The 13,708-nt window shown below is 33.4% G+C and carries 14 protein-coding genes; 7 read left to right on the forward strand and 7 right to left on the reverse strand.

All coding sequences use genetic code 11. The features are described 5' to 3' along the window. The first annotated feature begins 381 nt into the window (after window positions 1-381). Together NSQ77_RS06765 and NSQ77_RS06770 are read left to right on the forward strand one after the other, a co-directional pair. Complete coding sequence (locus NSQ77_RS06765) at window positions 382-1,884, forward strand: spore germination protein (RefSeq protein ID WP_339229792.1); 1,503 nt, start codon at window positions 382-384, stop codon at window positions 1,882-1,884. 67 nt (window positions 1,885-1,951) lie between these two features. Then, a complete protein-coding gene (locus NSQ77_RS06770) occupies window positions 1,952-3,040 on the forward strand; it encodes a GerAB/ArcD/ProY family transporter (protein WP_339229794.1) in 1,089 nt (362 codons plus the stop codon). Window positions 3,041-3,061: 21 nt separating this feature from the next. On the opposite strand, the gene NSQ77_RS06775 is transcribed toward NSQ77_RS06770, so the two are convergent. Then, entirely contained in the window at window positions 3,062-4,147 is a 1,086-nt protein-coding gene (locus NSQ77_RS06775; protein ID WP_339229795.1) for a Ger(x)C family spore germination protein, read from the reverse strand. 358 nt (window positions 4,148-4,505) lie between these two features. On the opposite strand from NSQ77_RS06775, the gene NSQ77_RS06780 reads away from it, so the two are divergent. After that, entirely contained in the window at window positions 4,506-4,652 is a 147-nt protein-coding gene (locus NSQ77_RS06780) for a hypothetical protein (RefSeq protein ID WP_339229797.1), read from the forward strand. 880 nt (window positions 4,653-5,532) lie between these two features. Here the strand turns inward: NSQ77_RS06780 and NSQ77_RS06785 are convergent. Next, window positions 5,533-5,847 (reverse strand): YfzA family protein, encoded by a 315-nt coding sequence (locus NSQ77_RS06785; protein WP_339229798.1) that lies wholly within the window; start codon window positions 5,845-5,847, stop codon window positions 5,533-5,535. A 397-nt stretch (window positions 5,848-6,244) separates the two neighbouring features. Next, window positions 6,245-6,400 carry a hypothetical protein gene (locus NSQ77_RS06790; RefSeq protein ID WP_339229800.1) on the reverse strand — a complete coding sequence of 52 codons (156 nt, stop codon included), beginning with the start codon at window positions 6,398-6,400 and terminating at the stop codon, window positions 6,245-6,247. 90 nt (window positions 6,401-6,490) lie between these two features. On the opposite strand from NSQ77_RS06790, the gene NSQ77_RS06795 reads away from it, so the two are divergent. Together NSQ77_RS06795 and NSQ77_RS06800 are read left to right on the forward strand one after the other, a co-directional pair. After that, a complete protein-coding gene (locus NSQ77_RS06795; protein WP_339229802.1) occupies window positions 6,491-7,042 on the forward strand; it encodes a MurR/RpiR family transcriptional regulator in 552 nt (183 codons plus the stop codon). A gap of 1,448 nt (window positions 7,043-8,490) precedes the next feature. Continuing rightward, entirely contained in the window at window positions 8,491-9,198 is a 708-nt protein-coding gene (locus tag NSQ77_RS06800) for a DUF421 domain-containing protein (protein ID WP_303448944.1), read from the forward strand. 121 nt (window positions 9,199-9,319) lie between these two features. Here NSQ77_RS06800 and NSQ77_RS06805 read toward each other — a convergent pair whose 3' ends face one another. Then, on the reverse strand, window positions 9,320-9,655 hold the full coding sequence (locus NSQ77_RS06805) for a DUF4363 family protein (RefSeq protein ID WP_339229803.1): 336 nt from the start codon (window positions 9,653-9,655) through the stop codon (window positions 9,320-9,322). 83 nt (window positions 9,656-9,738) lie between these two features. Here NSQ77_RS06805 and NSQ77_RS06810 point away from each other — a divergent pair, with 83 nt between their 5' ends. Both NSQ77_RS06810 and NSQ77_RS06815 read left to right on the forward strand, forming a co-directional pair. Further along, entirely contained in the window at window positions 9,739-10,599 is an 861-nt protein-coding gene (locus NSQ77_RS06810) for a DUF421 domain-containing protein (protein ID WP_303448948.1), read from the forward strand. 105 nt (window positions 10,600-10,704) lie between these two features. Continuing rightward, window positions 10,705-11,247 (forward strand): cupin domain-containing protein, encoded by a 543-nt coding sequence (locus NSQ77_RS06815; RefSeq protein ID WP_339230947.1) that lies wholly within the window; start codon window positions 10,705-10,707, stop codon window positions 11,245-11,247. A 421-nt stretch (window positions 11,248-11,668) separates the two neighbouring features. On the opposite strand, the gene NSQ77_RS06820 is transcribed toward NSQ77_RS06815, so the two are convergent. The 3 genes from NSQ77_RS06820 to NSQ77_RS06830 are packed head-to-tail and all read right to left on the reverse strand — an operon-like array spanning window position 11,669 to window position 13,706. Then, the gene (locus NSQ77_RS06820) at window positions 11,669-12,082 is read right to left on the reverse strand and encodes a hypothetical protein (RefSeq protein WP_339229805.1); all 414 of its coding nucleotides are present in this window, start codon (window positions 12,080-12,082) and stop codon (window positions 11,669-11,671) included. Window positions 12,083-12,133: 51 nt separating this feature from the next. Beyond that, window positions 12,134-12,625 (reverse strand): hypothetical protein, encoded by a 492-nt coding sequence (locus NSQ77_RS06825; RefSeq protein WP_339229806.1) that lies wholly within the window; start codon window positions 12,623-12,625, stop codon window positions 12,134-12,136. A 4-nt stretch (window positions 12,626-12,629) separates the two neighbouring features. Continuing rightward, a complete protein-coding gene (locus NSQ77_RS06830; protein WP_339229808.1) occupies window positions 12,630-13,706 on the reverse strand; it encodes a lysozyme family protein in 1,077 nt (358 codons plus the stop codon). Between the last annotated feature and the right edge of the window lie 2 nt (window positions 13,707-13,708).

Below are 13,708 nucleotides of genomic sequence, written 5' to 3' on the forward strand. Positions count from 1 at the left end.
CACCGTTCCTCAACTGTAAATATTAGGATCAATTAATGAGGAAAGAGCACCACTAACGTAAAATAATGTAATTAGTGACAACACCCTATCATAAGTACATCTCATTATGTCATTTTTATAGTTTTTTGAACCCTTTCGGAGTAAGAATATAAAAAACCGCACGTAAGAACAATAAGTGTTTTTATAGCACGTTTTACAATGTTACCGTGATTTTTTTCAAGTCAACACTTTTTCAAAAAACATAATAAAGAAATCATTATCCGGGTATCCTTTATATATAAGTATATATTACGAAAACTGTCTTACAGAAACCCATTTTTTTGAAAATCCTGGGTTAACTTTAACCATATTGTTACAGGTACAAGGAAGGTGTATTAACTATTGCTAAAACGATTAAGAAAGAAATCATCTAAGACTAAGCATTCCGATTCTACATTCGATATAAAAGCACTAATTAATACTTTAAAACCTTCACAGGATTTTCAAAGATTTGTGTTAGAATCAAAAAACGGACAATGTTGGGTAAATTACATAAAAACTATGGTAAATCCCGATTATATTCATCGTGATGTATTCCCATATCTAACAGAACATTCCTTTGATAGCCTTGAAGAAATTAAAAAGTTACTTCCCATCGAAAATATCCAAATTACAGATGATGTGAGAGAAATTCAAACAAAGCTAATGAATGGTTCCGTCATCATTCAGATGAAAGAGCATGATTCTAAGTGCCTTATCCTTTCTGCAGTTACAGTTGAAACACGAAAGGTTGGTATGCCGGAAGTAGAATTTACAGTGGTGGGGCCGAAAGAAGCATTTGTGGAATCACTTGACACAAACATCAATCTAATCAGAAAAAGACTCCCGCTTCCACAACTGCAAGTACGTGAAATTGAGTCAGGTAAAATTTCAAAAACAAGAATTGCTATCTTGTACATTGATGGAATTGCAAATCAGGAAAATATTAATACTATGTTACAACGTATTTCCGACATTGAATATGACAATATTATTGACAGTTCCTATCTCACGCAAATGATATCCGATAATAAGAATTCTCCATTTCCACAAATGATTGATACAGAACGACCTGACCGTGTAAGTGCAGTATTAACAGAAGGGAAAATTGCGATTATTGTGGATGGTTCACCGCATGCATTGTATGCGCCTATTACTATTGTTGAATTCTTTTCTGCATTTGAAGATTATTTTCAAATCTGGCATACAGCTTCATTCTTTCGTTTGACCCGTTTGTTTGCTGTTGCATTTTCTGTCTTCTCAACCCCACTTTACGTAGCAATCCTGACTTACCATTATGAAATGATTCCGATGGATTTAATGGCAACAATTATTTCCTCAAGATCGGATGTCCCTTTCCCGCCTATATTAGAAGTACTTATTTTGGAAGTGGTTATTGAATTGTTGCGTGAAGCTGGGGCAAGACTGCCGGTCAAAGTCGGGCAGACCATTGGTATTGTTGGCGGTATTGTTATTGGTACTGCGTCGGTTGATGCGGGATTAACGAGCAGTGTATTACTAATTATTGTAGCATTAGCAGCTCTCGCCTCATTTACAACACCGGTCTACCAAATGAGCAATTCAATCCGTTTGATTCGTTTTCCATTTCTACTGTTTGCACAATTATGGGGGCTAATTGGAATCGCAATAATATTTGCATTAATGGTTGGTCATCTATTAAATTTGACGTCATTAGGGAGACCATTTATTGAACCGATTTTCCCGCCTCGTTTACAGGATTTAAAAGATTCCTTTTTTCGGATGCCTTTCAACCGTCAGGCTAAACGACCAATTTATCAGAGAACGGAAGATTCTATGCGGGTAAATCCAAAACGAATCAATGAAAAAAACGATATTAAAAAATGACTACAAAGGGGCTCGGTCACCATGAATGACAATAACGGGCTAGTATTTAAAGGAATACGGTGAGGATATGCGAAATATCTTAAAGGAAAATTTTCTAGTTTCGACTTTTCTCGTTTTTTATCTTATTCATTCCATGCAAATAGGGATAGGGGTTCTTGACTTTCGATCAATTAGTCAACATGCTGGACAAGATGCTTGGATTTCTATTATTATTTCTGGTTTAAGTATCCATATCATTCTATGGCTCCTATATCAAATCCTTAATAATGGCAAGGGAGATTTAATTGCGATACACAAGGAACTGTTTGGTAAATGGATTGGAGGATTATTTAGTTTCTTGTTTGTTATCTATTTATTAATCCTTGGATTCACTGTTTTGCGTGTGTATGTTGAAATCATTCAGTTATGGGTATTCCCACAGTTATCCGTATGGTTTTTTAGCTTCGTTCTTTTACTCACTGTAAGTTATTTTGTTATTAAGGGATTCAGGGTGGTTACTGGTATATGTTTTTTAAGTACACTTTATCTGGTACCAATACTACTAACATTTTTATTTCCACTAAAATTTGCTCACTACAGCAATCTTTTACCTATCATGGACCATAGCATGACAGATATTCTGGGATCGGCAAGAAATGCGACTCTGACCATGAGCGGATTTGAATTAATATTCATTTTCTACCCATTTATAAAAAGACCAGATAAATCTGCAAAATGGGCGCACCTTGCTATCCTATCCACTACCCTTATTTATGTAGTCTTAGCTCTTATTACTTTTGTTTTTTATAATCAAGATCAACTTCAGCATATGCTATGGAGCACGGTTATGTTTTGGAAAATAATTGAGCTTCCAGCTATCGAACGACTTGAACATTTAGGAATTGCTATCTGGTTATTTATCGTTTTGCCAAATATTTGCCTAACATTATGGGGTGCCCACCGTGGACTAGGTCAATTAATTCCAATTAACAAAAGGGTTCTTATTATTATATTAATCTCAGCTTTGGTAGCTGTTTCCGCCTTATTTGAAACACGCTCGATGATCGATCAGCTGCGAGCTTTTACTGGAGAAATTAGTTTCTATTTTATTTATGGGTACATTCCTTTTTTGTTCATTTTGCAAAAAATTATTTATAAAATTCGAGGGAATAATTAAGATATATTCCCTCTTGAATTTTTAATTAATAATTCCTGTTTCTAATATATCTACTTTAGTCTTAATATCCACAGTAGCATTAGGGTATAAATTCGACCATTTGCTTGATTCCCATCCCCTCGTTTGACTTCTGACTTTATCTCCAATTCCAAGTGGATCCAGCTCTTTCTCTTGAAATTGCTTTATCAATTTTAACCCATTCTCTTTTAAATCCTCTTCAATCAGCTTCTCCAGATTTTCCTCATCTTCTTTATTTTTTAACTCAACATTTGAGTTCACTTCATTAAGAAAAGCTTTAATTTCAACATTTATGTCAACCTTTGGATTACTTATTCCTTGTGATACTGTATAATTTACATTACTTTCTACAGATTCAATAGCGGCATATTTATCCTGTTCAGAAATAGAAGCCTCATAAGTCCCCCCTTTCATACTCTCATATAACATTTTAAATATGAAAAGCTGATTGGCATTAATTTTATCTACATATTTATCTTCTTTGAATAGGGCAAGCCCTGTTAATTTGATTTGATCCCCCTCTTTTTGTATGAGTGGCATAAAAGGTGTTTGGCCTTTGGAATAAAAGCCGTACATGAACGCATGAAAATTCGTTATAGGGAGATTCATTTTTTTATTTTGCTCAAGAAGTGACTTTAAATATCTGGAAACCGTTTGACCAAATGCGTATTCCCCTTCTAATAGTTCCTTGGCCTCCCCTTCAATGACACAAAAATCAACCAAGCCTCCAATCGTTGGATGTCTTTCGATTCCATCGATAACATCATTGATTCCTTCTTTAGCTAATTCTTCTCCAAACAAAGTAACCAACGTTTTTCCTGTTGGCATAGTTTTTGGCGATTTTCTTCCGGCACTCCAGGCAGCACCATATCCTGTATAGTTTTCATCGCTAATTGTTTCACCTTTAATGGCGGCGTTCTCACTTGGACTAAACATGGTTACTGCAAGAGTGAGTTGATATTTCTTCCTGTCTGCTATGTCATATCCGAAGCTTTCTACAATCTGAAGATTTTCAATTGCTTCACCCTGCACACAACCGGCCAACAGTAAAAAACAGCAGCTAATCAAAATGCTTCTTTTCTTTATCACCATTGTTTCTCCCCTTGTCATGGATAGTAAAAATATGATTATTTCTTCCATCTACATATAGATTGATTTCACAAAAGAAATCAATTATTATCAGTTTTTCTCACTTTGCAGGGAAATAATCAAATTTAATAGTATTTTCTTTCGTGCGGGAAGTACTATCGGTCACATTCTGCAACCAATCATCTCATTCTTGGGTAATCATTACGAATGGAATAAAACGGTATAACTTTATAAACGGTACATCTTTCTTATAAACGTCATTACTTTATTTTAAATCCACATTATGTAGAATTAGTCGAAAGAAATTGGACAGTAATAAAAAAGGAAATAATAATTTTACTTAAACGAGGTGAATACGATGGATTTTAAGAAATTAGCATTAGGTATGTTTACAGTAATCCTCTCTACCGGGGTGTTGTTTGGATGTGGGACACCAAATGATGAACAGGAACCAGATCCAACTGAAGAGCCTTCCGAGCAACATGATCAAGGAGAAATGAACTAGAAGAAGATCAAAATCAATAATAATCATTTCATGAGCCTTTTTTAAAAAATGAAGGCTTCATGAATGATTATTTTTTAACTGAAGTGCATATAAAAATCACAACACTTAAAAGAAAAAAATAGCAACAATTATCATTCAGTATATCCTTCACACAGCTGAGTTTTAGTGAATGTTTTCTTTTTCTCAAAAATAGGGTATAGTATTCATAAGATATTAAAAACCGCTTGGTGCTCTAACACCAAACGGTTTGTACAATAGCCCTTCAAGGGGACAACTCACTAATTCCAGTGATAAAAACAACCACCTCAAATTAGCTTGCCAGGCTAGGTTGGTTATTTTTTATTGTAAAATGACAGAATCGCTATAATTAACGTCCCAAAGGACATCATGAGAACTTTTTATAACTTCCCCTTGTTTTTTGATATAACCTGGTTCTTTAAGTTCTAAGAGTCAAAATCAATATTGGGATGACCATTTACCTTCCAAAGTCCATCATCACGTAATTCATAATATCATGTACGTGTAGAATCTTCACTTTAGTCATAAACAACTAATTTTACATATTTTTCATTTTCCCAAATTATTATATCAGAATTACTTCTCGAATCATCTCCATAATTTATTTTATAAAATTCATAGTCCGAATCACCAAATTCAGGCATATCCAATTCAATTTCCTCAATAGTTAAACATATGGCAAATTATTATCTTTTCCATCTACCACATCCCGAACAGTCTTTTAAGAGATTTTAACATAATATTCTTAGTTATTAACAAAATAATGGCAATCAAATCCTGATTGCCTCTTCATCTCTAATACCCAATGGTTTAAGTAAATCTATTCACAAACTTTATTCTTTTTATTTATTTTCAACAACGGTTATTTAGGGTTATTACTATGGTACCTTGGCGAAAATGCGTTTTTTAATGCACTAATTATTCCAGGCACAAGAAAGAAAACTACAAAAAAGAAGGTAAGTAAATTTAATTGCGGCGTCTCATAAAAAGTAAACCATTCTGTAAATATTGCAGATTCCGTGATTTTCCCAAATAAAGTTCCATCAATCTCTCTATAATTAGGTAACCATCCCGTTGCTTCAAATGTAATAAAAATTATCTGTGACAATAAAAATACACCAATAGCAGATACCCAATATTTTCTCAAAAATGGAACACGCCTTTGTTTATCAAACAAGCAAAATCCCTCCTTACATAAATTACTATCTATGAAGGAATACGAATAATTAAGTAATAAGTTTCATTAAAAATTTATTCTTATTTAACTCTTCTGCTCCGTTAGCATTTAATAGTAAATTGAATCTATCTGAGGGAGTTTAAGTACAATATTTCACAGATTAATATTATAAATTAACCTGTTAAAAATTTTAAGGAAATAATCTTTATTTTATCTTAAAAAATATCCCTGCCATTTTGGCAGGGAATTAGCAAAAATAAGGCTGTTATTGTTGGGAAGCCGGAATTTCTTTTTGCTGAAACAAGCGGGATATCTCCCTTATTACACATGCTCATATTATTTTATTTAATAGTAACTTTTTCAGAAAAGGAAATTTCCTACATCTCACTTCCGCTAATTATTTCCGTGTACGAACAAATAACAAAGCTAAAACAGATCCTATAAACGCAACAATTCCTGACCAGAAGAATGCCTGCTGGAAACCTTCATTTAAAGCAGTAACTGCATTTACAGCATGACTGGATTTTGTAGCTGCGCCAGCAATAGCCACCATGATAGCTAGGGATATTCGGGCTATCGTGAACTGCAGAACAAGATGCAGAACTCTGTTCAAATGCAGTTGACGACAAAAGAAAGGCTAAAAATGTCATCGCAAGTTTATGATGATTCAAATCAGGCCATCTACGATATTTTTAAAGATGATATGGCGAATATTAAAACAACGATGGAAAATTTAGATTCGAAAGCATTTTTAGATGCGGTACACCTTCTGCTAAATGGAAAAGAAATCTATATATCTGCGAACCGGAGTGCCATATCCCTTGGGCTGTTTCTACAATACTACATGGATATTATCTTGGGAAATGCTCATTTACTAGGTCCCATTGAAAACAAACCTGAACAGTTATTTCGATTGAATGCAGAAGATGTCGTAGTGGGTATTAGTTTCTCACGTTATTCAACAAGTACTGTCAATACGATGGCTTTTGCCAAAGAAAGAGGTGCAACCACTATCGTCATTACCGACAATCTTCTTTCTCCGCTTGTCCCTCATGGAGATGTCGTACTAACTGCTTCAAGTCAATTACCAACTTTTTTTGATTCATTTGTTGCTTCGCTAAGTCTTATTAATACACTCATAGCGTTTGTTGAAAAAAAAGAATGGATAACTCTGAAGACCGTCTTGAAAAACTAGAGGAAATTTGGGAACGATTTGGCACGTTTTATTCTAACAAACGGAACTAAATAAAATAGGCTGCTGATCTAAACGGATTCTGTCAGATCAAGAAAGGTTCCAACAGCAGTTAGGTTGAGGTCTCAAGGTATATTTATTCATTAATAAACTGCACCTGTATATTTTTAATTGGGTCTAACAATTTGGGTGCAGTTCATTCGAAGATGATTTTTATTTTATTATTGAAATTTACTAGACAGCCTTTTCCTAAATAAAGAATGACTGCTTTATTTTATAGGCGTCCTCTCTTCAAATCAAGTTAACTCTTTTCTGCCACTCAATCGTAGACACTGGTTTATCCCCCCAATAACTTCAATACATTTCCCTCGAAGTCAGCGATTGCACAACTCTTTTATAACTTCCCTTGTTTTTCAATATAATCACGATAGAAATCTTCAGAAACGGAGAAAGACCTTCGAAAAATAACACTCATCAATTAAAGATTTAAGGCGCTCTCAAGCCGTTTTATTAATACATGATAGTGTTTTACGTATGGGTCCATTAATAAATTGCTAAGATAAAGCTCTATTGAGACGATAATCGATGTGTATGGTCACTTGTTACCTAACAAACAAATTTCACATAAACATGCCGATTTATTTAGAACCCGAACATTATAGAGCAATTAAATTTTCCCCATTTATTTACATGGAGTAAAACTGAAGTAACAGCAATCCAAAAAAAACACCCATTCTCATTAGAAATGAACGCATAAAAAAATACCAACGGACTTAATCCATTGGTATTACTAGTTTTACATTATGATGCGGTCGAGAGGACTTGAACCTCCACGGGTTATCCACCCACTAGGCCCTCAATAACGTGAAGTGATGTTATATGTCACAACATCTTATCATAAGTACATCTCATTTTACCATTTTTATATTTTTATAGTTTCTTTGATTCCCTTTGGAGTAAAAAAGGAGTAAAAATATAAAACAGAAACCGTACGTAAGAACAACAAGTGTTTTTATAGTACGGTTTTAAATATTACCACGATTATTTTTACAAGTCAACACATTTTTTAAACATTAAAACTGTAGCTTTTGATTTTTGGCCATTTTCTACCAATATTGTTTAGCAACCGCGCCCTTCGTTGAATAATGATTTTCTTTTGCACTAGGCTTCTGTCCTCTTCCCTAGCGTGTGTGCTGATCTATTAGATGATTTGTATTAATTACTTATCTACCCTGTACAATTCAGATTTGCCAAGGTAATTGATTCCATTCTGTTCACAAACTATATTAATGTTCCATTAAACCACGCATATGGTAGGGATTAAATGTAATTAATCATTTCATTGTGGTGTAATTTATCAAACGTCTCTATTTGTCATGGATTGTTAAGATGAATAAATTCATCTTGGTAGGTTAGGCTAATTCCTAAATGAAAAAAGGGGGATGACCCAAATGGAAAGTTTTTTTTCAATGTTTTATGATACAGTTTTCGGTTTTGTTGCATTATTTATTTTGACAAAAGTATTGGGAAAAACTCAAATCACTCAGTTGACAGCATTCGATTTTATCTCTGCAGTGATTTTAGGTGAGCTTGTCGGTAATGCACTTTTTGATGAAAAAGCAGGCATTCCTGAGATAGCATTTGTGGTTATTTTATGGGGAGTTTTATTGTATTCAACCGAAATCATTTCACAAAAATTTAAATCAACACGCAGACTTATTGAAGGTGAACCTGCTATCATTATCTACAATGGGAAATTAATTCGGGATACGATGAAAAAAAACAAACTGGATATCAATCAACTACAAAATTTGTTAAGGGCAAAAAATGTATTTTCAATTAGTGAGGTTGAATATGCCTTACTCGAGACAAATGGAACAGTTTCGGTATTGAAGAAATCAGCTTATCAATCACCTACGAAAAGTGACATGAAAATTGCACCGCAGGAAGTCAATCTAACTACAACCCTTATAAATGATGGAGAAATAATCTACGATAACCTTAAGGAGAAAAACCTTACAGAAGAATGGCTCCTAGAGCAGCTGGAAGAACAGAACTTTCAACGTGTTGAAGATGTCTTTTATGCAGAATATATTAAAGGAAAAGAATTGCTCCTACTTCCGTATGAAAACAGAGAGCATAAAAAATGGGATGATTAACTCACAAGCATTTCCTGAAGTATTAGCGCGATATTTCCTTAATGCACAACATCCTTAAAATTGAAGGGCGCAAATCATGTAATACAGATTGCGCCCTCTAATAATGACATAATAATTACAGCTATAATGAATATATATCTTCAAGAAGTGATTTAGTCGTAGCTATTTCCATTCTTGTACTTAACGTATCCTTTTCTTTAACTGTTGCAATTAAGTTATTTATACTTTCATATAAATCTTCATATTCTCCCTCATCCCCAATTAGTTGTAATTTCCACTTATCCTTCTTATATATTTTCTTCAATTCATTTGCTTGAATTGACAGTTCTTCCCAATTTGGTTGGTCTAATCCTTTTTCAAGTTCATTAATATGATTAAAGAATTCTTTACCTCCAACTTGGTTTGTACAAGCAGATAAAATAAGAAGAAGACATAATAAAACTATTACTTTTTTCATTTTTTCCCTCCTAATTATGAATTTATATGACTATTTTGTCCCATAATAATATAAATACTATTTGTAAAAGGTGGAAAGACATTATGACTGAACTTATTTTGATATTAATACGTTCTACAGTTGCTTTCTTCTTATTATTTATATTGACCAGAATAATGGGAAAGAAACAAATTTCACAACTTACTTTTTTCGATTATTGTGTAGGCATTACTATTGGTTCCATTGCTGCAACGATGTCTGTTGATCAAAATGTAAAAGCTTTAAACGGAATTATGTCTTTAATTGTTTGGGGAATATTTCCTATACTACTGGCCTACTTTGGTATGAAATCAAATACTTTTTCTAATCTAACAGATGGAAAACCGACCATTTTGATAAAAAATGGTGAAATATTAGAGGGTAGTATGAAGAAAAACCTTATGAATTTAAATGAATTAATGCTCCTATTAAGAGAAAAGAACGTCTTTACAGTATCTGACGTAGAAATGGCTGTTCTTGAAACGAATGGAGATTTAAGTGTGATGCTAAAAACAGACAAACAACCCGTTACTTCAAAAATGTTAGGAATTCCAGTTGAACATGAACATGGTCCAAACATTTTGATTATGGATGGTAACATCATGAAAAAGAGCATGCAAAAACTAGGATATACAGTCGAATGGTTGTTAGGTGAAATCCAAAAACAGGGTGCTAATGAAATTAACGATGTCTTTTTGGCACAAATTGATTCCCGTGGACAATTATACGTCGATTTATATGAAGATAAAAATAAATCAATAACCATTGAGGAAAAACCTTTACTTGGAGCTAGTTTAAAAAAGATACAAGCTGACTTAGAATCCTTCGCTTTAGAAACTGAAGATCAGAAAGCCAAAAAAATGTATACAGAGCAGGCAAATAATTTAAAAAAACTTTTAGATTCTGTCTTGCCATATTTAAAATGAAATTTTTATCCTCACCTATAGTTTTGCTTTTCTCCAATTAGGTAACCTTCCTATATGTTCAGCATACAATGGATTCTGAATATTATTATGAAGGGAATGAAGAAAATGTATTGGGTTTGCCCTCCACACTACTATTATCCCTCCCCCCCATATCACTTCAATAGGAATATACTGGGTAATGGTGATATTAGGAATATGGTCCAATTGGAGCCTTTTCAGCAAAATGGAAACATCGATGAGTTCAGAATAAGGGATTATGGACCACAACCATTTGTTTTAAATATTAATGAAGCAGCAAAAATAAATAATACGTATCGTACTGCTATATGGACGGGAAAACACCTACAAGTTACATTGATGAGTATTAATATTGGTGATGACATTGGCACAGAAATACACCCTGATACTGATCAATTCTTACGAATTGAACAAGGACAGGGAATCGTAAGAATGGGGCAAAATAGTAACAACTTAAATTTTGAAAGAAGGCTATCTGATAATTCGGCAATTATGGTTCCCGCTGGTACATGGCATAACGTAATAAACACAGGTAATATTCCATTAAAACTTTATTCAATATATGCGCCTCCTCATCATCCGCACGGTACAGTAGAGGTAACAAAAGCCGATGCTATGATAGAAGAATAGATAGTAAGATCAATAAATCCGGGAGTACTCTTTGCTTTTTAAAATAATTTTTCTCTTCAACTCCATACAAATCCAAACATACACTAATGTTGCTAACTCATCATAAAATCATAACTCAATCAGACCTGCATCTCTAAAAATCATTATCACCATATCAAATAAATTTCAAAAGAGAAAGTGCCTATTTATATTACATCTAATTTAAGATGTATAATTTGGTGATAGTAAACCCTACCAAATTTTATTTTTGGTAGGGTACTATTTCATTTTTAACTTTTTTCACCATATTAAACTAGGATAAATGCCGATATATTGGCGTTATCTCTTTAAATTAAATTAGCTATTTACTTCCACTCAATCGTAGACGCGGGCTTAATTCCCCAATAACGTCAATACACTTCCCTCGAATTCAGTCATTGTATCAATCTTTTATAACTTCCCCTTGCTTTTCGATATAATCGGGTTCCTTTTCTTCTAAAGAATCAAAATCGATATCGGGGTGCCCATCTACACTCCAAAGTCCATCATCACGTAGTTCATAATATCGTGTACGAGTAGAATCTTCACTTTGGTCATAAACAACTATTTTTATATATTTTTCATCAGCCCAAATTGTTATATCAGAATTACTTCTCAAATCGTCTCCATAATCAATATTATAAAATTCATAATCCGAATCGCCAAATTCAGGCATATCTGATTCAAATTCTTCAATAGTTAAATTAACTAATTTTTCATAGGTTAAACCATCATCTTTTCCATCTACAATTCCACATCCTACAAACACTGTTAATAAAGTTATCAACAAACTCATTTTTAACATGTGTTTATACAATAAAATCACCACCATTAGAATTATAATTAGTTAACCTATGATATCACAGAACTAATATTGAAAAAAGTTGAAATCTACAATAAGCCACTCCCCACCTATATTCTCTAAGTCCAATTCAATAAATGAATTAACTATACTTTCTGTATTATCCAGATCAATTTGATTATCAAAAACACCCAGCACCTTTTGTTTTTCTTCTACAGATTTACCTAAATATATATCTAAGTTACTTACATAAGAGTTTAATTCACTTATAGACTCATCATATTCCTCGTTAGGTGCAAAATTTAATTCTTTTAGAACATCTTTAGTTACATACCTTTCAATATTCTTTTCTAATGGCCTTCCTTGAAAATTAAAGTAAGCTAATATAAATTTTTCTGCCACTCCACCAGCTTCAATGTGAAAATCTTCTTCTGATGATTCTAATTGAGAAATTTTATTTTCCGTTTCTTTTAACTCATTTCTATAATTGTCATTCTTTATAAATAAATATCCGATAAATAAAACAGCAACCGCAAGTAATAACCAGTATTTTTTCATTTAATCATTCCAATCCTAAAGCTTTTTTAGGGTCTACCTTTTCTGAATGTGATTGACCTAATTTGGTCAAATGCTCTAAATGCAGATGATTCCCTGTACTGCTTCCCGTTGTACCGCATTTTCCTAATGACTGACCTTGTGACACTTTATCACCAACTGAAACAAATAATGATGTCATATGTGCATACCTGCTAAATTCACCTTCTACATGTTTTACTGTTACATAATTTCCATATCCAACATTTTTATGAATCGCTTCTACCACATCACCATTAGCTACAGCTAATATGTCATCTTGAGGTGAACAGCCAAAGTCTAATCCACCATGAAAGCTATTAATCTCCCCTGTAATTGGATGAATTCTTTCTCCAAACTCACTAGTTACCATTATCTCTCTTAATGGAAAAGACCAGTCACCATTGGACACAGCGATACTCTCACCTTGTTCTAAATAACGCATAACATTCTGGACATAATGTGGGTCACCATACCTTGACCAACCCATCTTTCGAGCCATATAATTACTAAAATCTAAAGCTAATTCCATGGAATACTTACCGTTATTATGTTTTTTAGCATAGTCTATAAAACCATGCCCCATATTGTAAGCCTGCAATGCTAATTCCACATCACCGCCAGCCTGCTCAAACACTTTGGAAAAGTATTTTACACCTTGATCAATCGACTTTTTGGGGTCTGCTAAGGTATTACGTGCCAATCCAAGAGATTCAGAAGACTGCATAACATCTAAATACCTTCCTCCCGATTCTTGCATTGCCATTGCCATCACAACATCTGTATGTTCTTCAACGCCATATTCTTTAGCATACTTTTTAAAGTAATTTTCATATCTTGTCACCTCGGGAGCAATTCCACTACTAATATACATATCTGTAGTTTCTTGATTTTCCTCTTGCTCTAAATGTTCACCTATCATGTCATCACTTGTACTAGACATAATTATAAAAAGAATAACCATACCAAATAACAAAAAGACAACCAATAAAAAGATAGCTATATAGATTTTCATTTTCCATTTGCCCAATTTTACAGCAGGTATTTTTTCTAATTTCAAAGTCATAC

The sequence above is a fragment of the Oceanobacillus sp. FSL K6-2867 genome (assembly GCF_037963145.1).
In the GTDB taxonomy this organism is placed as follows: domain Bacteria; phylum Bacillota; class Bacilli; order Bacillales; family Amphibacillaceae; genus Oceanobacillus.

What these genes read in the sequence shown, in the direction of transcription:
- NSQ77_RS06770 (WP_339229794.1), top strand. Translation starts at nt 1,952, where the DNA reads ATGCGAAATATCTTAAAGGAAAATTTTCTAGTTTCGACTTTTCTCGTT.
- NSQ77_RS06780 (WP_339229797.1), top strand. Translation starts at nt 4,506, where the DNA reads ATGGATTTTAAGAAATTAGCATTAGGTATGTTTACAGTAATCCTCTCT.
- NSQ77_RS06790 (WP_339229800.1), bottom strand. Translation starts at nt 6,400, where the DNA reads ATGGTGGCTATTGCTGGCGCAGCTACAAAATCCAGTCATGCTGTAAAT.
- NSQ77_RS06795 (WP_339229802.1), top strand. Translation starts at nt 6,491, where the DNA reads ATGTCATCGCAAGTTTATGATGATTCAAATCAGGCCATCTACGATATT.
- NSQ77_RS06800 (WP_303448944.1), top strand. Translation starts at nt 8,491, where the DNA reads ATGGAAAGTTTTTTTTCAATGTTTTATGATACAGTTTTCGGTTTTGTT.
- NSQ77_RS06805 (WP_339229803.1), bottom strand. Translation starts at nt 9,655, where the DNA reads ATGAAAAAAGTAATAGTTTTATTATGTCTTCTTCTTATTTTATCTGCT.
- NSQ77_RS06810 (WP_303448948.1), top strand. Translation starts at nt 9,739, where the DNA reads ATGACTGAACTTATTTTGATATTAATACGTTCTACAGTTGCTTTCTTC.
- NSQ77_RS06815 (WP_339230947.1), top strand. Translation starts at nt 10,705, where the DNA reads ATGTATTGGGTTTGCCCTCCACACTACTATTATCCCTCCCCCCCATAT.
- NSQ77_RS06825 (WP_339229806.1), bottom strand. Translation starts at nt 12,625, where the DNA reads ATGAAAAAATACTGGTTATTACTTGCGGTTGCTGTTTTATTTATCGGA.
- NSQ77_RS06830 (WP_339229808.1), bottom strand. Translation starts at nt 13,706, where the DNA reads ATGACTTTGAAATTAGAAAAAATACCTGCTGTAAAATTGGGCAAATGG.